General features: G+C 60.5%; 18 protein-coding genes. 13 read left to right on the top strand and 5 right to left on the bottom strand.

Going from position 1 to position 22364, the window contains the following annotated elements:
- Positions 1 to 16 precede the first annotated feature (16 nt).
- Positions 17 to 1183, bottom strand: a complete 1167-nt coding sequence (locus ACLI1M_RS10645) for an alpha/beta hydrolase (protein WP_200288585.1) — start codon at positions 1181 to 1183, stop codon at positions 17 to 19.
- Positions 1180 to 1443 carry a hypothetical protein gene (locus ACLI1M_RS10640; protein WP_200288586.1) on the bottom strand — a complete coding sequence of 88 codons (264 nt, stop codon included), beginning with the start codon at positions 1441 to 1443 and terminating at the stop codon, positions 1180 to 1182. The genes ACLI1M_RS10645 and ACLI1M_RS10640 overlap by 4 nt, the downstream gene beginning before the upstream one ends.
- A gap of 91 nt (positions 1444 to 1534) precedes the next feature.
- On the opposite strand from ACLI1M_RS10640, the gene ACLI1M_RS10635 reads away from it, so the two are divergent.
- Entirely contained in the window at positions 1535 to 2350 is an 816-nt protein-coding gene (locus ACLI1M_RS10635) for a carbon-nitrogen hydrolase family protein (protein ID WP_200288587.1), read from the top strand.
- Here ACLI1M_RS10635 and ACLI1M_RS10630 read toward each other — a convergent pair.
- A complete protein-coding gene (locus ACLI1M_RS10630) occupies positions 2347 to 3519 on the bottom strand; it encodes an FAD-binding oxidoreductase (RefSeq protein ID WP_200288588.1) in 1173 nt (390 codons plus the stop codon). The genes ACLI1M_RS10635 and ACLI1M_RS10630 overlap by 4 nt on opposite strands.
- Before the next feature lie 179 nt (positions 3520 to 3698).
- Here ACLI1M_RS10630 and ACLI1M_RS10625 point away from each other — a divergent pair, with 179 nt between their 5' ends.
- The 9 genes from ACLI1M_RS10625 to fbaA all read left to right on the top strand — a co-directional run bounded on the left by ACLI1M_RS10625 (position 3699) and on the right by fbaA (position 15670).
- Entirely contained in the window at positions 3699 to 5072 is a 1374-nt protein-coding gene (locus ACLI1M_RS10625) for a sodium/glutamate symporter (protein ID WP_248100040.1), read from the top strand.
- Between the two features lie 261 nt (positions 5073 to 5333).
- Entirely contained in the window at positions 5334 to 6746 is a 1413-nt protein-coding gene (locus ACLI1M_RS10620) for a TetR/AcrR family transcriptional regulator (RefSeq protein ID WP_200288590.1), read from the top strand.
- 132 nt (positions 6747 to 6878) lie between these two features.
- Positions 6879 to 9434, top strand: a complete 2556-nt coding sequence (gene clpB / locus ACLI1M_RS10615) for an ATP-dependent chaperone ClpB (protein WP_200288591.1) — start codon at positions 6879 to 6881, stop codon at positions 9432 to 9434.
- A gap of 55 nt (positions 9435 to 9489) precedes the next feature.
- The gene (locus ACLI1M_RS10610; protein WP_023019996.1) at positions 9490 to 10347 is read left to right on the top strand and encodes a sulfurtransferase; all 858 of its coding nucleotides are present in this window, start codon (positions 9490 to 9492) and stop codon (positions 10345 to 10347) included.
- A gap of 88 nt (positions 10348 to 10435) precedes the next feature.
- The gene (locus tag ACLI1M_RS10605; protein ID WP_234288157.1) at positions 10436 to 11929 is read left to right on the top strand and encodes a hypothetical protein; all 1494 of its coding nucleotides are present in this window, start codon (positions 10436 to 10438) and stop codon (positions 11927 to 11929) included.
- A gap of 69 nt (positions 11930 to 11998) precedes the next feature.
- The gene (gene pyrE, locus ACLI1M_RS10600; protein ID WP_051138304.1) at positions 11999 to 12589 is read left to right on the top strand and encodes an orotate phosphoribosyltransferase; all 591 of its coding nucleotides are present in this window, start codon (positions 11999 to 12001) and stop codon (positions 12587 to 12589) included.
- The gene (locus tag ACLI1M_RS10595; RefSeq protein WP_200288592.1) at positions 12582 to 13247 is read left to right on the top strand and encodes a TrmH family RNA methyltransferase; all 666 of its coding nucleotides are present in this window, start codon (positions 12582 to 12584) and stop codon (positions 13245 to 13247) included. Before pyrE ends, ACLI1M_RS10595 begins: the two co-directional genes overlap by 8 nt.
- Before the next feature lie 54 nt (positions 13248 to 13301).
- Positions 13302 to 14492: a glycoside hydrolase family 76 protein gene (locus ACLI1M_RS10590; RefSeq protein ID WP_023027775.1), complete on the top strand. Its 1191-nt coding sequence runs from the start codon at positions 13302 to 13304 to the stop codon at positions 14490 to 14492.
- Between the two features lie 143 nt (positions 14493 to 14635).
- Positions 14636 to 15670 carry a class II fructose-bisphosphate aldolase gene (fbaA, locus tag ACLI1M_RS10585; protein ID WP_023019991.1) on the top strand — a complete coding sequence of 345 codons (1035 nt, stop codon included), beginning with the start codon at positions 14636 to 14638 and terminating at the stop codon, positions 15668 to 15670.
- Positions 15671 to 15806: 136 nt separating this feature from the next.
- On the opposite strand, the gene ACLI1M_RS10580 is transcribed toward fbaA, so the two are convergent.
- Complete coding sequence (locus ACLI1M_RS10580; protein ID WP_411706568.1) at positions 15807 to 16877, bottom strand: HNH endonuclease signature motif containing protein; 1071 nt, start codon at positions 16875 to 16877, stop codon at positions 15807 to 15809.
- Positions 16878 to 17041: 164 nt separating this feature from the next.
- Between ACLI1M_RS10580 and ACLI1M_RS10575 the strand changes: the two genes are divergently transcribed.
- Positions 17042 to 18241, top strand: a complete 1200-nt coding sequence (locus ACLI1M_RS10575) for an FUSC family protein (RefSeq protein ID WP_239209020.1) — start codon at positions 17042 to 17044, stop codon at positions 18239 to 18241.
- Positions 18242 to 18295: 54 nt separating this feature from the next.
- On the opposite strand, the gene ACLI1M_RS10570 is transcribed toward ACLI1M_RS10575, so the two are convergent.
- Entirely contained in the window at positions 18296 to 19168 is an 873-nt protein-coding gene (locus ACLI1M_RS10570) for a hypothetical protein (RefSeq protein WP_408918601.1), read from the bottom strand.
- An 87-nt stretch (positions 19169 to 19255) separates the two neighbouring features.
- Here ACLI1M_RS10570 and ACLI1M_RS10565 point away from each other — a divergent pair, with 87 nt between their 5' ends.
- Positions 19256 to 20548 (top strand): adenylosuccinate synthase, encoded by a 1293-nt coding sequence (locus ACLI1M_RS10565; RefSeq protein ID WP_340440550.1) that lies wholly within the window; start codon positions 19256 to 19258, stop codon positions 20546 to 20548.
- 1079 nt (positions 20549 to 21627) lie between these two features.
- Positions 21628 to 21951, top strand: a complete 324-nt coding sequence (locus tag ACLI1M_RS10560) for a malonyl-CoA-ACP transacylase (RefSeq protein ID WP_317001915.1) — start codon at positions 21628 to 21630, stop codon at positions 21949 to 21951.
- The last annotated feature ends 413 nt before the right edge of the window (positions 21952 to 22364 follow it).

The following is a 22364-nucleotide window of genomic DNA, read 5'->3' as shown; positions in this document are numbered from 1 at the left end:
CACAATGTCGTGCGGCCTAGCGCGCCCGTGCCACTTGGCCTAGGCCGCGCAGGAACCGTGGGTCCTCCCAATAGGTGCCGTGGTCACCAGGGAGGCCATCTGCGCCGGGAAGGGGAGTGGCACCAAAGGCATCCGTGGTGGGATCGGGGCCATGGATGCCGCCGTGCGGCCCCGTCGCAATGGCGATGGGGTCGTGCGCGTTGGTAGCTGCCCAGATGCGGCCATGGAGTTCTGAGGAGTGGCTAGCGCCGGTTCCGGGGCTGCCGACGAGCACCACGTCATCAGCAATCTTGTCCTCCTTAGCGGCGTGCCCGGTGACTACTGAACCATAGGAATATCCCACTACGGTGCGCTTGGCCTGCGGATAACGCGCACCAAGCGCGCGCTGAAACCGGACGAGCTCTTGGCCAGCGGTGCGCGCGGGGCCGGCATGAATTGCCCGAGGCAGGGAAGATGGCGCCTGGTAGCCTAACCACACCACGGTCGGCCCACCGCTGGCTTTAGCCAAGTTGCGGCCCCGGTCCACCGCGCGCTGCCAGGTTTCTGGATCGGAGGAGTGAACTCCTTCGACAAATGTGGTGAGCGATGCCGGCGTGGTCCGGAATTCGCCTGGATCCACCATGGCAACAAGCCGTCCGTCGCTTGCTTCTAATACCTTCATATCTGGGTTTTTCGTGGCCAGCTGAGCCACGTGCTCGTTGGCTTGGGCTAGGTTAATCTCGTGAATGGTGTCCACAGGTAGATCGGAAAATTCTTCAAACCGCACGGGAGGAGAAACACCAGCAGGCGTACACAGGGCATCAATTTCTTGGGAACAGAGCCAATCGAGGGAATCGCCCAATGCTCGTACCTGATTTAATAGGAGCCCAGCGGCGCGGGCCGCCGCGACATTGCGCTCGTCTATCTGGCCTAGGAATGCGATGATGCGGTCTTCTAGTTCCTCACGGCGGGCCTGCAGGTTGGCGTGGCGGTCAAGGGTGGCGGCAACGTGCTCCATCTGGTGCAACGACGGTGCCAGCCAGTCGGTATAGGCTGCCAAGCTGGTGCGAGCGGCGTCGCCAGCAGGCCCTCCCAGCGATAGAGTAAGCCAATCATGGTGCGAATCTATAAAACGAAAGTGCAGTTCAGAGCGCTCTGTGCGCAGGTGGCTGGCGCCATTTCTTAGGGCCGTAGAAAGGGTCATCGAGCGGCTCCTAGGGATTGGCCTAGCCGGGAATCCACCCCGGCGGCGGTGCTGAGGAAGTTCGCGACGGAGCGCAATTGCTCGGCCGTGGCATTCTCAGTTGCGGCCACGGTGCTGGACCAAGCTGACCGGGCTCGCTCCAGTGCGTCTGCGGTTCGGCAGGCGGTATCGAGCGCGGCCGTCGGCGGTGGCAGCGGAGGCCGAGAGAGCAGGGAACGGACATAATCGGGTAAGTGCGTGGGAATTTCTACATAGCTCATGCCCCTTAGCCTGATGGACGTCGCAGTTCAGCGCTATGGGCGCAGAGGCAGCCTGTGGATAACTCGGTTCCGCTTCATTACTTTGGGAGGCATGAAGGTAGCAGCAGTGCAGTTAACATCCACCGGAAATATCACCGAAAACCAGGAGATAGCCCTAGCAAAGATCCGTGAAGCCGCTGGAAACGGGGCGCGACTTATCGTGCTGCCAGAGGCCACGTCACAGAATTTCCGCTCCGGGCGTCTTGATGAGCAGGCGCAATCACTCGAAGGTCCGTTTGCCACGGCGATCCAAGCTCTGGCAGAAGAACTCGAGGTTACCGTCGTAGCCGGCATGTTTTGCCCAGCCGATACCGTTGAGCGCGATGGCAAGACCATCAATCGGGTTAGCAATACAGCGCTTATTGCAGGGCCTGGCGTGTTAGGTGGGTACGACAAGATTCATACCTATGACGCCTTCGATTACCGCGAATCGGATACTGTCTTGGCCGGCGAATCGCTGGTTGCCTTTGATGTTGATGACCTTGTAGTGGGCGTGGCCACCTGCTATGACATTCGCTTCCCGGAGCAGTTCAAGGAGCTAGCTAGCCAGGGCGCGCAGCTTATCGTGGTGCCTACCAGCTGGGCAGACGGCCCCGGCAAGCTGGAGCAGTGGCGCCTGCTTACGGCCGCGCGTGCCTTGGATTCCACCAGCTACATTGTGGCGGCCGGCCAATCGCGCCCAGGCGGTGACGCAAAAGCGGGCAATCCCTCCGGCCCGACGGGCATTGGACATTCCACCATCGTTGATCCGAACGGGGTGCGCGTGGCCGAGGCTGGCTACGAAGATGACATCCTCTATGCCGAGATCGATCCGAATGAGGTAGCGAAAACCCGCCGCACCTTGCCGGTCGTGACCCCTGCGGACTAGGCGAGTGCTGCGTAATCCTCCGGCTGCCAGCGCCCGTCGCGGCCCCAGCTAAGGACATCGATCTGCTGCTTGTTCAAGCCCTTCTTAACCAACTCTTGTTTACCTTCCGCAACCTCTTCGGCGGGGCCGACGAGCAGGAAGCGCGGGGGAGTGCCTGTGGATAACTCCACCTCGTTGACTACTACATCGGTCGGCTCTCCGGAGACCACATAATCGGCACCGGGGGCCAATTCGCGGGCGTTGAGCAACCACGGGTCCCTTTCTTCCCGCACGATGCGGCGCACTCGGACTCCTAGCGCTGCCAGATTTTGCTGGAAGTAGGTGTCATAGTGGGCACCGGGGCTGCCCGCTACGGCAAAGATGCGCGGTACGTGATTGTGGTCGCCGTCGTCCAGCGCGGCGAGCGCCGCGCAGCGGGCCGTGGCCCATCCGGTGCCGTAGGCAATGATGATTAGCTCTTCTGCGCCCGCGTTGTGGAGGCTTATTCCACCAGCGGGCTGGCCAAGGGTCCACCAATCACCGGGCTGCGCGTGCGCGAGGGACCGAGAGGCCTCACCCGCGGTGGAGACGTGGAAGACTAACTGGCCGGTTCCGTCGCTAGGCTGTGCGGGAGTAAGCATGCGCCATTGACCGGGCAAGTACTGCGTGGTCACGGGAAAGTGCTGTCCCGGTTGATAGGGCACGGCTAAGCCGGCTTCCACGCGAATAATAGAAGTATCACGGGTGGGATGGTCCACAGCCACCACTTGCGCCGAGTGCGCCGGTGCTTCGCCGGCGGCATCAGATTCTCCGGCAACCTGGGCCATCGTCGTGCATATGCGGTGGATGACATCGCGGGCGAAATCGTACTGATACTGCGTCAGTGCCAGGACTCGCAGGCCCGCTATCAGGGCGTGTTCAAAACGAGAATAAATCTCGGCCGGAAACCCATGCCGGCGGTGATCGCGGGCGAGTTGGGTGAGCTTTGCAGAGACTTCGGAAAGCAGGGGCTGTCCCGGCTCCGTACGTTCAATCACCCACGCCAGCGCGGGGACCAGAGAGGTATGGGTATCGCGCATAGACAGGGCGAATATTTGCCGGGATTCGGGCACCGCGTTAAAGAAATGCTCGTGCACCGCATCGCGGTACTCGTTTGCGTAATTTCGAAAATGCTCGCCCAATTCCCACATGTCTCATCATCCTAATAGTCGGTGCCGCACCGGAGGTCGAGCTACATACTGAAAGCTGTAGTGGGGGTGAAAACGGGAGCCTATGTTGTGGATCACTTAGTGGAAGGTATTGTATTCCCTATCCGTCTGCCCTCTAACGGGGGCAAGCCGCCATAATTGCACAGCTAGAAAGGGTCTCCATGGAAGATTTTTCCGCTTATACGCTCATGCTGGATGTGGGCTGGATTTCTTTGCTCATGGTCATCGGCAATGTCCTGCGTCACCAAGTGAAGTTCATCTTCCAGGACCTGTTGCTACCTGCCCCGATTACCGCCGGCCTCATCGGCTTGCTGGTTGGTCCAAACGTGCTGGGTTGGATTAACTTCTCCGATAACTTGGGTGACTACACCTCCATCCTCATCGCGGTGGTCTTTGCGTCTATGGCCTACTCCATGGAAGTAGGCGGAAATATGGGCAAGGGTGCGCGCAATATGTGGGGCTACTCCACCATGATGTTTACCGGCCAGTGGGGCCTGTTCATCGTGCTGGGTCTTTTCCTCTTTGCGCCGCTATTTGATACCCCAAATTGGTTCGGCATGATGCTGCCCGTTGGCTTTACCGGCGGCTTTGGTACCGCCGCGGCCGTGGGTGGCGCGCTCGAAGGTGTAGGCGCTGATGCGGCATCCTCGCTGGGCTTTACCTCGGCGACCGTCGGCACGCTGGCCGCAATCATTGGCGGCGTTATCGCCGGCAACTGGGGCATCCGCAAGGGCAAGGTTTCCCACGTGCCCAAGGAGCTGCCGGAAGAGCTGCGCCGCGGCTACATCAAAAACATTGATGATCGTCCGTCGCTCGGCCGCGCTACCACCAATCCCTCGTCCATCGAGCCGCTCGCACTGCACTTCGGCTTCATCATCCTGACCGTGATGACTGCCTACGGCATCAACCAGGGTTTGAGCAGCATCTGGGAGAATGTCTCCGTGCCGCTCTTTGCCATGTCCATGGTGGTGGGACTATTCTTCCGCGCGCTTATGAACTTCGTGGGCGCCGAGGACTACCTAGATAAGGACTCCATTTCCTCCATCTCCGGAGCAGCCACGGACTACCTCATTGCCTTCGGCGTGGCCGCCATCGTTCCGGCCGCCATTGCTTCCTACTGGCAGGCGCTTCTTCTCCTCTTTATCCTCGGCACCATCTTCTGTGTGTTCTTCTTGCTGTGGTTCCCGGCCGAGTTCTTTGGTGAGCGCTGGATTGAGCGCGGCATCTTTGGCTGGGGTTGGGCCACCGCCACCGTGGCGACCGGCATTGCCGTCCTGAAGATCGTGGATCCCAAGCTCAAGTCCGGCACCCTGTCTGAATATGGCATGGCCTATATCGGCTTCGGACCCTTTGAAATCTCGTGGACCATCATCGCGCCAATGGCCGTCATGTACGGGTTTACCGGCATTTTCGGCGCCATTTCCTTGGCGATTTCCATCGGCGTCTATATCGCCTTTAAATCCATGCGTCTTATGCCACCGCGCGGCACCATCTTCCAAGAGGGTATTGGCCATGTAGGACAAAGGCGGGAATAGCCGCGCTTGCCGACGTCCCCCCTCCCGCATCGCTACCTTAAAAAACTATGAGATTGGGCGCACCAAAACTTAGAAAATGGTTCCCAGTGCGAGGCGGGTGGACGCGGCTGCGGTCGTGACCATGGCCTATCGGCCCCGCTACCACCGTCAACATCGGTGAGGGTAAAAATACTTGAAAAGTGCAATCGATTGGGATTATCCCTAAACCTTAAAATTTGTTAGAATCAGCTGGTGTCAATCTCTGGCGTGATGAGGAAATAGATGTACCAGTTGGATGGGGCTTCCAGGCGGGTGATTATCCTGGAAGCCGCTGTTTATGTAGCGGGTTGCGAAGGCGAGCAGGCCGTTACCGTGGAATCTGTGGCAGACCAGGCTGGCCTCTCGCCGGAGGCGGTTTCTGAGGAATTTAGCAGCGGTGCTGCCATGCTTGCGGAAATCCCAGATTTTTTGGATTGCCGCATGTCTGAATACATGGTGGAGGCTGCACGTCACCTGCCAGAGGGTAACTCTGGCGGCGATGTCCTCATGCAGTTGGCGGAGGCCTACTTTGCCTACGCGCAAGACGAGCCCGACATCTACCACTACCTTTTCGAACGGTACGATGCCATGGATGAGGAGCGGGTCTGCCAATTTGCCAAGGGGGAAAAGTCGGGCACGCCGGGTGCGGACATGGCGCTGAACGTCGTCAAGCGCTTTGCCGAAGAGCAGGGTGCCGTCGTAGCGGCAGACGGAGATATCTCGCCCCTGGAAATCGGCCGCATTACTTTGGCCCTCTGGTCGCTCATCCATGGCATGGGCCACCTGAGTGTGGTGGGCATCTTGCGCCTGCAGCATGCCGTTATTCGCGCCGCTAACCTGAAGCAGGTGGATCGCCTCGTGGTTGATGCCCTGCAATATTGGTTTAAAAATAAGCAGATCCCGCAGCGCCGCCCCATTATGAACGATGCCCGCGGCATTGTAGAAAAGGTCATGGGCAGCGAACGTGAAAAGCCCTTCGTGGCCCCGGATAACCTTGAGCAAATGGACCCGGAGGAAACCAAGAAGGTCATTATTGAGGCCGCGTTGCGCGTTGCTGGTCGCAACGGCGTCGACCGTCGCTTCTTTGACCACGTGGCCGAAAAGCTTGGTACCTCCAAAGACTTCCTGACCACCATTGTGGACAATGACTTCGCGCTGCGTGAGGTGGCAGAAACTCTCACCACCACAGAGATGGCGAAGATCTTTGAGGCCTGCCTCGCCGAGCTTCCGGATGACACCCCCACGGTAGACCGCCTGCAGATTGTTGCGGCCGCCTACTTTAACTACGCGATGATGTACCCAGAGCGTTTCAGCTCCATTATTGCGCTGGCCAGCGGTTCTGTAGTTCCGCACAATGGTGATGGTAGCTCGCATGAGGGCATGACCAAGAACTTCGCCATCATGATGGATCTGCTCCGCAAGTTTGTCATCGAGATGGGAATTACTCCCACCGACCAGCTGGTTTATATCAGCACTTTGGCCGTGTGGGCAGGGGCCAATGGCATTGCCCATCTGTGCAGCATCGGCGATTTCAAGAGCTTTAATGAAGATCTCAAGTGGGCGCTTTTTATCCAGGTGGTAACCGTGTCCTTCTTTGCCATCGCCCATGGCTTGCAGATTCTTGGCCATGAAAACGAGGAGTTCAAGCAGGTTTAATCACCCTGTGCAAAGTTGAGCGACCTACGCTCAAAAATATTTAGGTTGAGTGGAATAGGCTCAACTCTGGGTGCGTTGTACTAAGTGAAGCCCTACAGTGGGTGAATAAATCTTAGAAGGAGCAACGCACACATGAACTCATTTAACCCCACCACTAAAACACAAGAGGCCTTGCAGGACGCCCTGCAAACCGCCTCTTCTAATGGAAACCCGGATATCCGCCCGGCTCACCTGCTGGCGGCAATTCTCAGCCAGGACGGCGGAATCGCCGCTCCGGTTCTTAAGGCCACCGGCGTAGATCCGGATACTGTGCTCAAGGAAGCCCGCGAGCTTGTTGATTCTTATCCCAAGGCCGAGGGCGCCAATATGGCCAACCCGCAATTTAACCGCGACGGCCTCAACGTCCTAACGCAGTCGCAGGAACTGGCCGGTGAGCTTGGTGATGAATTCGTTTCCACCGAGGTTCTGCTGGCTGCCATCGCCGCCTCCAAGACCGATGCCGCCGAGCTGCTTACCGGCCGCGGTGCTACTTATGACGCCATCAAGGGCGCTTTCCCTTCCGTGCGCGGTGCTGCCAAGGTAACCTCCGAGAATCCGGAGGACCAATTCCAGGCTTTGGAAAAGTACGCCACTGACCTCACTGCTCGCGCCCGCGAAGGCAAGATCGACCCGGTCATCGGCCGTGATCAGGAAATTCGCCGCGTGGTCCAGGTGCTCAGCCGGCGCACGAAGAATAACCCGGTACTCATTGGCGAGCCCGGCGTGGGCAAGACCGCCATCGTGGAAGGCTTGGCCCGCCGCATCGTGGCTGGCGATGTCCCCGAGTCTCTCAAGGGCAAGACCCTCATCAGCCTGGACTTGGGTTCCATGGTCGCTGGCGCTAAGTACCGCGGTGAATTCGAGGAGCGCTTAAAGGCCGTGCTCGATGAGATTAAGTCCTCTGAGGGCGAGATCATCACCTTCATCGACGAGCTGCACACCATCGTCGGCGCCGGTGCTACCGGTGACGGCTCTATGGACGCCGGCAATATGATCAAACCCATGCTGGCCCGTGGCGAGCTGCGCCTCGTAGGCGCCACTACCTTGGACGAGTACCGCAAGTACATCGAAAAGGACGCCGCTCTGGAGCGCCGCTTCCAGCAGGTCTATGCTGCCGAGCCCTCCGTGGAGGACACCATCGGTATTCTGCGTGGCCTGAAGGAGCGCTACGAGGTGCATCACGGCGTGCGCATTATGGACTCCGCGTTGGTTTCGGCCGCCGAGCTGTCCAATCGCTACATCACCAACCGCTTCCTGCCGGATAAGGCCATTGACCTTGTCGACGAAGCAGGTTCCCGCCTGCGCATGGAGATCGATTCCTCCCCGCAGGAAATCGACGAGCTCGAGCGCATCGTCCGCCGCATGGAGATTGAAGAGCTCGCGCTGAAGAAGGAATCGGACGCTGCTTCTCAAGACCGCCTGGCCACCCTGCAAGGTGAGCTTGCGGACCAGCGCGAGAAGCTCGGCGAGCTCAAGGCCCGCTGGGCTAATGAGAAGAAGGCCATCGATGATGTGCAAAACATCAAGGAAGAACTCGATGACCTGCGCCGACAAGCAGAAATCGCCGAGCGTGATGGCGACCTCGCACTCGCCTCTGAGATTAACTACGGCAAGATTCCGCCGCTGGAAAAGGATCTTGCGGCCGCCGAAGTTAAGGCCACCGAGCAGCGCAATACCATGCTCGATGAGGAAGTAAGCCCAGACACCATCGCTGAGGTCGTCTCCGCTTGGACCGGCATTCCGGCCGGCAAGATGCTGCAGGGCGAGACAGAAAAGCTGCTCAATATGGAATCCGTGCTGGGCAAGCGCGTGGTGGGACAGAAGGAAGCCGTTACCGCGGTATCGGATGCTGTGCGCCGTTCCCGTGCGGGAGTGGCCGATCCGAACCGCCCCACCGGTTCTTTCCTCTTCCTCGGTCCTACCGGCGTGGGCAAGACCGAGCTTGCGAAGGCCCTGGCGGACTTCCTCTTCGACGATGAATCCGCGATGGTTCGCATCGATATGTCCGAGTACGGGGAGAAGCACTCCGTTTCCCGCCTCGTTGGTGCTCCTCCGGGATACGTCGGCCATGAGGCCGGCGGACAGCTCACCGAGGCCGTGCGCCGTCGCCCCTACACGCTCGTGCTTTTCGACGAGGTAGAAAAGGCCCACCCCGATGTCTTCGACGTCCTCCTACAGGTCTTGGATGAGGGACGGCTTACCGATGGCCAGGGACGCACCGTCGACTTCCGCAATACCGTCATCATCTTGACCTCCAACTTGGGCGCCGGCGGCACCCGGGAGGAAACCATGGATGCGGTGAAGAAGGCCTTCAAGCCTGAATTCATCAACCGTCTCGATGACGTGGTCATGTTTGAGCCCCTTTCTGAGGAGCTTCTACGCGGCATTGTCGACATCCAGCTGCGCGGCCTGTCCGAGCGTCTCGACGCCCGCCGCCTGACCTTGCAAGTCTCGGATTCTGCCAAGTCCTGGCTGGCCGAGCGCGGCTACGACCCAGCCTACGGTGCCCGTCCGCTGCGCCGTACCATCCAGCAGGCCATTGGTGACAAGCTCGCCAAGAAGCTGTTGGCCGGCGATATCGTCGATGGCGACACTGTCCACGTGGACGTCGCAGATGGCGGTGCCGAGCTAGACATCGCCGCCCGCTAGTCGGCCGCGTACCGCCCGCCGCGCCAAATCCTGCTCATGCCCCTAGACTCGGGGCATGAGCATTTTGGTCTCCCCACAAGAACTCCGCGAATCCATTTATCACGGCGAACGATTTACCCTCTTGGCCACCCACTGGCAGCCACAGCTGCGTCAGAGCTATAACCAGTTCACTTCCTTGCATATTCCTACGGCACTGTTTAGCGATACCGCTAATTCCTTCGCCGGTCTCCCCGGTTCACAGGTAGGCCGCAACCCGCTGCCGGATCCGGATAAGCTGCAGGAGCACTTCCGCCAGTGGGGAATCCGTGAGGACCGCCCCGTCGTGGTCTATGACGAGGGGCGCGGCCTATTCGCCGGCCGCGCGTGGTGGACCTTGCGCTGGGCCGGCTTGGACAACGTCCGCATCCTCGACGGCGGCTTGGCCAATTGGCGCCACCTGGGCTATACGACGCTGACCGGCCCCGGCAACTTCGCCGTGGGCGCCAGCGCCACGGTAAACCCCGGCCAGATGCCGGTGGCCACCATCGATGACGTGCGCAGTCACGATGGCCTGCTCATCGATACCCGCACCCGCAACCGCTTTGCCGGCCGCCGCGAAAACCTCGACCTTAAGGCCGGTCATATCCCCGGCGCCGTCAATGTGCCGGAGCGCCTCTTCCACAACGACGGCCTGCGCACCTGGAAGTCTGCGGGTGAAATCCGCGAAGTTCTTTTCGACGCCGGACTAACCCCCGACAATGTCCAAGGCGCCATCATCTACTCCGGCTCTGGCAACCACTCCGCCCTCGCCCTCGCCGCCATGCACGACGCCGGCTTCACCGGCCTGCGCCACTATGTCGGCGGCTGGTCGCAGTGGTCCGCTAACCCTAAGAACCCTGTCGAGCGCGGCGACCGCCTTACCGTCAACGGCTAATCGCCCACGCTCACCCCTCGCCCTCAGCCTCCCGCCTCCGCGCGCCGAGCGCTGAGGGCTTGTTTGTTCCTACTACTATCGTGGGGTGATGGCTTTTCTAATCCTTGCTTTGGCGCTACTTCTCGGCATTGTCGGCGGTGCCTTGCTGCTTTACGAAGGCAAACAGCGCACCTCCGCCCCTACACTCTCCGCCGACACGGACCCGACGCCCGCTGACGCCACGCCTGCAGACACCGCGCCCGCGGACACCGCTCCTGCAGACACCACTCCCGCAGACACCACTCCCGCAGACGCCGCGCCTGTCGACGCCGCTTCCCCCGAGCCTGAGCCCAGGACCGAGTCCACCGAGTCCGCCGAGCCTGCTTCTTCCGATACCGCTCCCGTTGACTCGACCTCTAGCGATGCCCCCGCTGTCGACCCAGCCCACCTAGCGTCTTCGCCAGCTGCCCCAGCTCCCGAGTCCCATGCCGAAGCCGCACCAGAGTCCGCACCGGAGTCTGAAACCCAGCAAGACCCTGAGCCAACCCCTGAGCGCGGACCAGACCAGGAGCCGAGCAACGAGCCGAAGCACGAGCGAAGCCACAATCCGAGCCAGGAGACCGCGAGCGAGAACCGCGCGCCCTCCAAGCCGCACACCCGCCATCGGCCGATTCTGCCGGGAACGTTGCGTCGCGAGCGCCGCAGTTGGGCAGAAGCAAAAGGCTTCGAATTTATGAAGTCCGATCCTTACCTCGTAGATGAATGGACGAGGGGAGTGGCCTCTACCGGTGCGGCGCCAAAAGACATTGTCGCGGGAAACGTGTATGGCCACGAGATGCTGTTGATGGATATTGATGGCGTCAACGTCATGGCGATGCGCACCGGAGCGGCCTCAGACATGGTGGTGGACTTCCGTCGCTTCGACCGCGAAGACACGAAGGCCTCCGAGGATCTGCATTTAGCCATGACTCTTGAGGGGTTTGATGTGTATTCCTCGGATAGTGCTGTTACCGAGCGCATGGTAGACGAGCGTGTTCACGTCGCCCTGCAGCAAATGCCCGAAGCGGTCACCGCACTGTGGATGGAAACTGAGTGGGTGCTAGCACAGACTACGAAGCAGGCGCGCTCCGCGGAATGGGAAGCGATGCTACCGCCGCTTGCGTTATTGGCAGACGCCGCCCGTGTCTTGCCACCGCGCTCCTCGGCCACTCACGTGGTGCGACTAGAGGAATTGGATCCAGCTCGCGAGATTCCCGCCCAGCCCATCGCGGAAGCTGTCGGCGGTGCGCCGGCTGCCGGTGCGCCCGTGTTTGAGCGTCCCGTCATCCAGCGGCCGGAAGAGCCTTTGCACATGCCGTCCCGGGCGTACTCCGAAACCCGCGGCCCGGTCGAACACAGCGCGCTAGGCGGCGACGAAGTAGACGCTATTGCCGACGGCCGCGAGCGCCCCACCCCCGATTCTCATACCGCCCGCCTGCCGCGCCAGCAGTTCCGCGCTGCCTCCATCTTCGACGGCCCCTCCGACGATTCCACTAGTGGGCCCGCCCCCGGCGCGGCCGATTCCCGTGCAGCCGAGGAATCGGACCCGCGCCGGGAAGAGTAGCCTAGAGACCGATACTGGCGGCCTGCCGCCGCGCACGAGCCGCCGTGCACGAACCACGACAAGGAGCAGATGACTGTGGATTCTCACAACACCAATGCGCACACCGCGAATGCCCAGAACCTGGATGCCGAGAAGAAGGCCCGCCTTGCCGAGCTAGTCAAGGAACTGGCCGTAGTCCACGGCAAGGTGACCCTGTCCTCGGGCAAGGAAGCTAACTACTACGTGGATCTGCGCCGCGCTACCTTGCACCACGAGGCCTCCCGCCTCATCGGTGCGCTGCTTCGCGAGTTGACCGCCGATTGGGATTTCGCGGCCGTCGGTGGCCTAACGCTCGGCGCCGACCCTGTTGCTACTTCCATCATGCATGCCGACGGCCGCGATATCGACGCCTTCGTCGTGCGCAAAGAAGCCAAGAAGCACGGCATGCAGCGCCGCATCGAGGGCACGGACGTGGAAGGAAAGAAGGTCCTTGTCGTAGAAGACACCACGACCACCGGTAACTCCCCGCTGACCGCCGTGGCTGCGCTGCGCGAGGCCGGCGCCGAGGTCGTTGGCGTAGCGACCGTCGTAGACCGCGAGACTGGTGCCGGCGACGTCATCGCCGCAGAAGGCCTTGAATACCGCTCCCTGTTGGGCCTGGGCGACCTTGACCTTGCCTAACGCAGACGAGGCCAAGGGCCCGACCGAGTGGAACGAGGGCCGCCATGGCGTAGGCCCGTGGGAAGGTCCGCTGCCGCAAGGGCCAGAGGCTGAGAAATACGACCCAGAGCTGCTCGCTGAAGGCGACCGTCGCAACGTCGTCGATGCCTACCGCTACTGGAGCAGGGAAGCGATCAAAAAGGACATCGATAAGCGCCGGCATAGCCTGCACATCGCTATCGAGAACTTTGAAAACGATGCCAATATTGGCACCGTCGTGCGTACCGCCAACGCCTTCGCCGTCGATACAGTGCACATCGTCGGCCGCCGGCGGTGGAATCGGCGTGGGGCAATGGTGACGGATAGGTACCAGCACTTGATGCACCATGAGAGCGTCGAGAAGCTTATTGCGTGGGCGGCCGAGGAGGGGCTGACCGTCGTCGCCATCGACAACACCCCCGGTTGCGTGCCCCTGGAAACGGCCGAGCTGCCCGAGCGCAGCCTTTTACTTTTCGGCCAGGAAGGCCCCGGCGTGACACAAGCTGCCCAGGACGCCGCCGTGATGACCTGCTCCATCGCCCAGTTCGGCTCTACTCGTTCCATCAATGCAGGCGTCGCGGCCGGAATCGCCATGCACGCCTGGATTCGCCAGCACGCTGATCTAGCCAACTCTTGGTAGGAAGATCGTTACACTAGCTATATCTACCCGCGTAACTGGAGTGATAGAGGAATCGTGGAAGAAAAATGGGCCCACCGCGCCGAACTTGCAGAAGCGGCCATCAATGAGCGCCACGCGCACCCTGTGTGGGGCCTGCCGCGCACCAATCTTGCGGTGGTGAGCTGGCCGCCTACCACGAAAGAAAAACTCTTCATCCATTGGCACTACTGGTGGCAGGCCCATTATTTGGATTGCCTCGTTGATGCGGCGCTGCGCAATAACACCAAGGTGCGCCGACAGCGCATCTTCGACACCATGCGGGGGATTCGTATCCGCAACCTGACGCAGCTGACGAAGAATAAATACTACGATGACAAGGGGTGGCTCGCCTTGGCCTTCGGCCGCGTGGAGGAGCTAAAGAAGGCGAAGACGCCGAAGCGTTTGGCGGAGCTGCAGCGCAATATCCACGAAGGACTCGATGAATCGCTCGGCGTGTTGCCGTGGCGCCTCGGCGAGAATTTCATGAACGTGCCCTCCAATGGCCCGGGCGCCATCATGTTGGCGCGGATGGGGCGCATTGAGGAAGCGCGCCACATCATCGACTGGATCTACGATCACCTGCTTGATGACGACGGCTACATCATGGACGGCGTGCGCATGCGCATGGACGGCCCTGAGGTGGTAAAAAACATCCACCCCTACTGCCAAGGCGTGGTTCTAGGTGCGTGCTTGGAAATTGTGCTGGCGCTGCGGGAAAAGGCCGGTATCGGTGATTTGGAGCAAATCGACAGCGTGCACGAGGCCGAGCTGGCGTCCGAGATGATGGACTACATTATCCGCATCCGCGGCCTGGTGCAGACGGTGGCTTCGGGCATGGCTACCCCCTCGGGCGTGGTGGACTGGGAGACCGGCGATGGTGATGGGGGCCTGTTTAAGGGCATTTTGATGCGCTATCTTGCCGACGTCGCCGTGCGCCTGCCCGGCGATTCTCCCGCCAACCGTGCCACGAAGAAGCTGGCCGCGCGCATGGTGATGGCCTCGGCCGAGTCGGTGTGGGAGCACCGCTTAGAGGTTGATGGTCTGCCGATCTTCGGCTCTGATTGGTTGTCCGATGCGCGCCTGCCGCATAACTACGGCTTCGGCCGGCGCACCATGAGTGAGAAGGTAGGCATCATCCGCGTGGACGAGCGCGATTTATCCGTGCAACTTTCCGGATGGATGCTGATGGAGGCCTGCGCTCGCGTGACGCGGCATCTATCTAAATAGTCCGCAGGGGCGGGCCAGTTGTGCGGCGCGCATAGATGGGTTGAAAATGTCACAGAGTTTTTGCGGCAGAAATTCCGTGAAACGGGCATACTTGGGTGCTGGAACGTGTTTGACCACAAACCCACTTTTAAGGATGGAAATTCATGCCAATTGCAACCCCTGAGGTCTATAACGAGATGCTGGATACCGCGAAGAAGAATGGCTTCGCGTTCCCAGCTATCAACTGCACCTCTTCTGAGACCATTAACGCAGCTCTGAAGGGCTTTGCGGAGGCCGAGTCCGACGGCATCATCCAGTTCTCTACCGGCGGCGCAGCCTTCGGTTCCGGCCTGGCACTGAAGGATAAGGTCAAGGGTGCTCAGGCATTGGCCGCATTCGCTCATGAGGCCGCGAAGCACTACGGCGTCAATATCGCGCTGCACACCGACCACTGCCAGAAGGAGGTACTCGATGAGTACGTCCGCCCGTTGCTGGCTATCTCCCAGGAGCGCGTCGACCGCGGCGAGAACCCGCTGTTCCAGTCCCACATGTGGGACGGCTCCGCTATTCCAATCGACGAGAACCTGGTCATCGCACAGGAACTGCTGGAAAAGGCTAAGAACGCTCACGTCATCCTCGAGGCTGAGATTGGCGTCGTCGGCGGCGAAGAGGACGGCGTTCAGGCAAAGGCAGGCGCTAACCTGTACACCTCCCCGGAGGACTTTGAAAAGACCATCGATGCCCTGGGCACCGGTGAGAAGGGCCGCTACATGCTGGCCGCTACCTTCGGCAACGTTCACGGCGTCTACAAGCCAGGCAACGTGAAGCTGCGCCCAGAGGTCCTGCTGGAGGGCCAGAAGGTTGCACAGAAGAAGCTCGGCCTGGGTGAGGACGAGTACGCCTTCGACTTCGTATTCCACGGTGGCTCCGGCTCCGAGAAGGAAAAGATTGAAGAGGCACTTCGCTACGGCGTCATCAAGATGAACGTGGATACCGATACCCAGTATGCCTTTACCAACCCGGTTGCTCGCCACATGATGGAAAACTACGATGGCGTCTTCAAGATTGACGGCGAGGTTGGCAACAAGAAGGTTTATGACCCACGCTCCTACCTGAAGAAGGCAGAGCAGGGCATGTCCGAGCGCGTCATCGAGTCTTGCCAGGACCTGCACTCTGTGGGCAAGTCCCTCTCCAAGTAAAGTTTCTAAGCTGCGGCAGCCCCTTAAGTAGGCACGCCGAACTGGCCGCTTCCCCCGCGTGGGAGGCGGCTTTTTCATGTCTTCGGCCAGGGTCGGGATTTCGCGGGCGGCGCTGGCGGGTGGTGGGGCCGAGGGGCTAAGGACCAGGTGGCTGCGTGTGGCGATTCGGTGGCCGGGTGGGGCTGGGGACGAAGCGCGGGGTATTGCTCCACGGCGGTACCCAGGCGATGCGGCCACTTACGCGCACCATACGGCCGCGTTCTGTGGGTCGGGAGGGGTCATCCTGGTTGATGGCGTTGTGGTGTGCGCACAGGGTGACCAGATTTTCTTGGTTTGTGGGTCCGCCGGTGGACCAGGCGGTGAGGTGGTGGACTTGGGCGTCGTCGGCAGGCGTATTACAACCCGGCCACGCGCACACGGGGTGCTCGGCCGCGGCGAGCATGCGTTGTTTCCACGTGGCCATGCGCTCGGTGCGATACAGGTTTACCGGGCCGTGCTCGGGGTGAACGAGGCTGACGTAGCCGCGCTGGGCGAGAGCGCGGGCAACGAGCTGTGCGCCGGTCATGCGGGCGCCGTTGGTGAGCTGGAGGGTGATATCGGAGGCATTGGAAGGTGCAGCGACGATGCGGTCGAGCTGGTCTAGGGTGAGGATGACGTTGGTATGCACGGCCGGCAGCGCGCCGGGATTGCCCTCGAGGAGCACCTTCTTGGCGGCGGCGAGTGGGTCGTCCTTGTTGACGGAGGAGAGCACGCCCTTGATATCGGCGATATCGGTGGGATCGGCCGTAATAGAGATGGTGTGTGGGCCGTCGGGGCGGCGGGTATAGCGCACGCCGGGCTCCGGGCGGCGGGGCGGATTGATCTGCTTGAGTAGCTTCTTGGCCACGGAGGGAATCAGGCGGGCCTCGGTGCGGCAGAGCGTTAGGCGCAGGTCCCAAGCGCGGTTGGTATCGCGCACGCGGCGAGTATAAGACTCGATGCTATCGAGCGTGGTGAGGTCATGGCCGCGGCTGCGGGCGGCCTCGCGGGCGTGGTGTTGCTTGCGGGTATTCGACGTGCGGCCGAAGTAGACGTGCTGCAGGCAGGCGAGTTGGGCAGCCAGAAGGGGACTGGCTCCGGCTTCGAGAAGCGAGTCTTCGGAGCAGCCCCGAAATTCGGCGACGAGGTCGACGCCGCGGCGGCATAGCAAGAGAAATTCGGTGTTCACACGGCCGAAGCTAAAAGGCATGCGAGGGCTGAACAAGCGGTGCGCGGCCGGGGAGGGGGAAATTGTGGATGGGTGGGGGAGAAGGGGCGTCGGCAAGAGCTGTCCACAAGTTAGCCGGCGGCCGAGATGCGCGGGGACAGCGGCGATGGTAGGGGCGGTCTTCTATGCTGGAAGGCATGTCGGAAGCGAAGGAAAGAGTCTCAACGCGGCAAAAGCTGCGGGTGATTGACCGCTCGGTGCTCTCGCGGGTAAACCGCATCCGTTCGCGGTTTGTTTATATTGTGCAGGCGACCATTGGTGCGGCGCTCGCGTACTGGGTGGCCGGCGATGTGGTGGGGCACCCGCAGCCGTTCTTTGCGCCGATTTCCGCGGTCATCATTTTAGGGATGTCCGGTGGGGACAGGATGAAGAAGGCGCTGGAGATGTCGATTGGCGGCATCATCGGCGTGGCCGTAGGCGACTTGCTCTTTCAGATTGTGGGGCAGGGGCCGTTCCAGATTTTCTTCATCGTGGGCGCGGGCCTGGTGGTGGGCTCGTTTTTGACCAAGTCGCCGCTGATTACTAACCAGATTGTCTTTGGCGCGATTTTGATTGCGACGATTTTTCCACCCACGGAGGGCCCGGGTGGCCTGCACCGCGCGATCGACGCGATGATTGGCTCAGGCATTGGCCTGATAACCATCGCGTTGATTCCCAATTCCCCGTTGGTGGAGGCGCGGCGCGAGGTATCGAAGGTGCTCAAGATTGCCTCAAGCATTCTTGCCGACGTCACGTACGGCATCCGCCAGCAAGACCCCGCCGTTATCCGAGATGCGCGCGAGGCGGTGCGCGGTACGCAAGACAGCGTGAATACCCTGCTGAGTGCGGCGCAATCGGGCAGGGAGGCCTCGGAGGTCTCGCCACTGTTGTGGGCATCGCGGCGCAGCATTCGCTCGCTGGAGCGCATCCTCATGCCGGTAGATAACGCGGTGCGCGGCGTGCGCGTGCTCTCCCGCCAGGCATTGGGCCTGACGGAGGACCGCGACAAGGTTTCAGACGCGCAGGTGGAATTGCTCGATGAGCTTTCTGAAATCATGCTCGCCATCAGCGAGCTCTACGGCCAGGGCAAACAGCATGGGCACGACGAAGCGATTGAGATTCCGGACCTCGTGCAGCGTCTGCGCATCGTGGGCGGGCGCGCCGGGATAGACATCATTGACAAGGACGGCACGTTATCGGCCTATATGATTTTGGGTCAGACGCGTTCCATTGTGGTCGATATGCTCATGGTGTGCGGGCTCTCGCGTGAGTCGGCCGTGGCGCACCTCGTGCCGACGTCGCAGCATCCGGCCTACCCGCCGGAGGTGTGGGGGCGCGAGGACTAGCGTCCTCGCGCGTAGATAAAGACGCCGTGCGCAATGAGTGACGTCGCGCGGGGGCTAAGGACGGACGATCTGGAGGTCGCGCAGGTGGCGGTAGAAGGTCACGCGGGTCACCGGCCGCTTGTGGGGGACCGAATCGACGATGACGCGCAGCTGTGGGCCGCCGGCCTGGACGGCGCGGCCGGTGCGCACGGATTCGGGGTCGAGTTGGCCGGGCTTGCGCAGGAGCGAGCGGAGGCGGCCCTGGGATTCGACGGGGGAGGTAGCGCGGGCGGCGAGGATGCCGGGGGCATCGGTCATCGGGACTAGGCGTGCGCCGAAGGTCTTGGGGGAGGAGGCGGCGAGCGTGTGGTCATCGATGATGATTTCGCCGGTGAAAGCGCCGTTTGCGGAATCCGAGATGGTGGCAGAGCCAGCGACTGCGAGGCCAGAATCGTTGCGGATGAGCGGAGCTGGGCGGGCCGGGGCGGTGCGGGCGAAGTCGAGGGCTTCGGCCGGGGCGGTGGGAAGACCCCAGTTCTGCGCGGCCGAGGACGCGGTGGACGAAGTGGAGGTGGCCGGCGCGGTGGTTGAGGAGGAGGATGCTGCGGACGAGGGGACGGGGATGAAGGCAACCTCGGCCCAGAGGCGGTCGGAGCGCATGAGGCGAGTGAGCACGGCCGAGAGGGCGGCGTCGGAGCCGGCGACGACGATGCGGGCGGGCTCTGTTAGGTGGGGCGCCTGTGGGGCGGGTGCGGGAGCGCCGAGGTGGCGGACGTCGGGCTGGGCGGCGATGTCATCGAGGGAGGGGGTGGGGTCGGTGGGAAGGAGGGGGGATAGGAAGGCGTCGATAAGCGCGAGCTCTTTGCGGGTAGGAATGGCCGAGAGATCATGGGCCTCAGCGGGCATGGGGATGTCCGGGGCGCCGCAGCGGAGGAACAAAAAACGCATGCGCACCATGCTACGCGCGCTTTTTTGGCCGGGAAAGTGTAAAGTTGGAGAGTATTTTGGCTTCAATAATGAGGAAGTGACTAAACAATGGCAGCGATCGTCATTGTCGGCGCCCAATGGGGCGACGAAGGCAAGGGCAAAGCGACCGACATCCTCGGCGGCAAGGTTGACTACGTGGTCAAGCCGAACGGCGGTAATAACGCCGGCCACACCGTCGTGGTAGGCGGCGATAAATATGAGCTGAAGCTCCTGCCGGCCGGCATCTTGTCTGAGAACGCTACCCCAGTGCTGGGCAATGGCGTGGTAATTAACCTCGAGGCGCTCTTTGATGAAATTGATGGCCTCGAAGCCCGCGGTGCGAATGCCTCGCGCCTGAAGATTTCCGCCAATGCGCACCTAGTAGCCCCTTACCATCAGACGCTCGACCGCGTGCAGGAGCGTTTCCTGGGCAAGCGCGCGATTGGTACCACCGGCCGCGGCATTGGTCCGACCTATGCCGATAAGGTCGCGCGCATTGGCATTCGCGTCCAGGACATCTTTGATGAGTCCATCCTGCGCCAGAAGGTCGAGTCTGCGCTGGACATTAAAAACCAGATGCTGGTGAAGATGTACAACCGCAAGGCCATCGAGGCAGACCAGATTGTGGACTACTTCTTGAGCTACCGCGATCGCCTACGCCCGATGGTTATCGATGCTGAGCTCGAGCTCAACAAAGCCCTAGAGTCCGGTAAGCACGTACTCATGGAGGGCGGTCAGGCCACCATGCTGGATGTGGACCATGGCACTTACCCGTTCGTGACCTCGTCTAACCCAACCGCCGGTGGTGCTTCCGTGGGCTCCGGCATCGGTCCAACCCGCATCAAGACCTCCCTGGGCATCATCAAGGCATACACCACCCGCGTTGGTGCTGGCCCGTTCCCTACCGAGCTTTTTGATAAGTGGGGCGAGTACCTGCAGACCACCGGCGGCGAGATTGGCGTCAACACCGGCCGCAAGCGCCGTTGTGGTTGGTACGACTCCGTCATTGCGCGCTACGCCACCCGCGTGAACGGCTTTACCGATTACTTCCTGACCAAGTTGGACGTTCTCACTGGCCTCGGTGAGATTCCTATCTGCGTGGCCTATGACGTCGACGGCAAGCGCTACGATGAGCTGCCGCTTACCCAGTCCGAGTTCCACCACGCCGAGCCCATCTTCGAGACCATGCCCGCCTGGGACGAGGACATCACGGAATGCTCCACCTTTGAGGAGCTGCCGCAAAAGGCCCAAGACTACGTCCTGCGCCTAGAGGAGCTGTCCGGCTGCCGCATTTCCTACATCGGCGTCGGTCCTGGTCGCGACCAGACCATTGTTCGCCACGATGTTATGGCGGATCAGTAAGGCGTAGTTCTTACCACCACCGTGGTGCGAGAGCCCCGCGCGCAGCTAGTCCTGCGTGGCGGGGCTCTTGGTATTTCTACGGAAGTTCCGTGTGTAGCTACAGGAGGAGAGGAACGGGATCGCTACTAACGCGCTCGATAAGACTTCCCTCTCGGGCGACAGTAACGGAAAACATCATAAATTAACTTTAGAAAGTTTACTGGAAGCGCCAAGGAAAGACCGACACTTTTGACCCCCTCAGGATCGGCATATTCGACACAGTGACTAATAAGGGTGAAGGTGTCTTACTTCCAATACCGCCGGCATTGTAGGGGTAGTAATTGATCTACCTTCGCTGGTAGTGAACTATTGGAGCGTGACGGAACCCTCTTTGTTGAGGGATTAGGGCAGGAATGAAGGTGTCGCAACGGTTGTTGTCCAAGCCGCATCGACTACGCTGGGTGTTTCCTTCTTCCCAGCCTATCCTTTGGATTCTCGGGCATCGAGCGATGCCACTGTAGCCCGGCCGCAATCGGCGGGGGCCTTGCTGCTGTTCCTGGCCACGTTCAACTTTAGAGATTGACCGTGAATATCTCGGACTTCCCCACGAGTAGAGCAGGTTCCTACACTGACAAGTGGCATCGTCTGCCAGTTTGCTACCCAGATTTTCCCGTTAACAAACCGGCTGGGTATCTACAGCGGATGGCCGGCTAGCCAGGCTAACTAGATTGATGTGATGCTGAAACACTCCTTTATGAAGCGAGTGGCATTCCACTGTTCGGGTTCTGGCCCCGGTAGCTAACATCTGCGCATAAAGTGCGGATTCCTCCAGCCCTCAGGTAGACATCCCAAGGTTTTCCTATTGACTAGGTAATTCCCCGCTTCCCTGGGGGAGCAAGCTCCAACCTAGGGGCGAAGCACAGGTGCCGGGATATCTTGGTGCTTTTTAGCTACCCTCACGGCCTTAACACGCTGAATTAAGTCTTTCCCTGTTGTGCACGCCTAAACACTAAGTTAAAATTAAGCAGGCTTTAAGTGCAGAGAATTTTCAGCTTTCGCGGGCCCTATTTCCGCGCACTAATACACAGGGAGTTACTTCAATGATTATCAAGCTTTTGAGTGGCCTACTCGCCACGATTATGAGCTTCTTTGGCTTGGGTGCCGCGGCGCAGGAGGCTGCGCCGGCACCTGAGAATAAGCAGGTTGCTGTTGCTGAGAAGGGCAATAACGACGACGTGCAGGCCCTTATCGATACTGCCCATGCCGAGGCTGGCTACGAGTTCATCAGCGTGCGTTACGACGGTGACACCGCCAATATCGCCCTGAATCCGGATACCTACAACCCGGATAAGGACGACGTTACTTTCGAGGCAGTCTCCCAGCTCCTGCAGGAGAAGGGTTACCAGGTCACTGCTGTTCTTTAAGACCTGGTTCATTCCCTCAGGATCCGCACTGCGGCCTAGGTAAAGCATTTGCTTGCCGAGGCCCGTGCGGGTTTTTCTTTGTCTAAATTTTCTTGCCCCTGTGCGTGGCCTCCAGGTGTGATTGTGGCGACCTTAAGGCGAGTTTCCGCTCACATTTATTTTCTTGAAGATGAATAGAAGCTGGGTTAAGACTTGCTGAAGGTCCACCGTGACGCATGGTTGCATATTGTTATCGAATGCGCACTGGCAGTATCTGTAGCGCCAAACTATAGAGGGGTGCCGCTCGGAGTAGTGCGACGAAAATGTATGCAAAACAAATTTCAAAGCTGTACAACGTCAAATAACGAGCGGCGTATGAAAGTGTTTAAATCGATATCGCTAAAATCAATCTTAGTATTGATGGAGCTATTGGC

The sequence above is a fragment of the Corynebacterium sp. LaCa54 genome, assembly GCF_046717495.1.
Classification (GTDB): domain Bacteria; phylum Actinomycetota; class Actinomycetes; order Mycobacteriales; family Mycobacteriaceae; genus Corynebacterium; species Corynebacterium kefirresidentii.
Note: the sequence above shows the minus strand (reverse complement) of the source record. Positions and strands in the feature narration are given on the sequence as shown.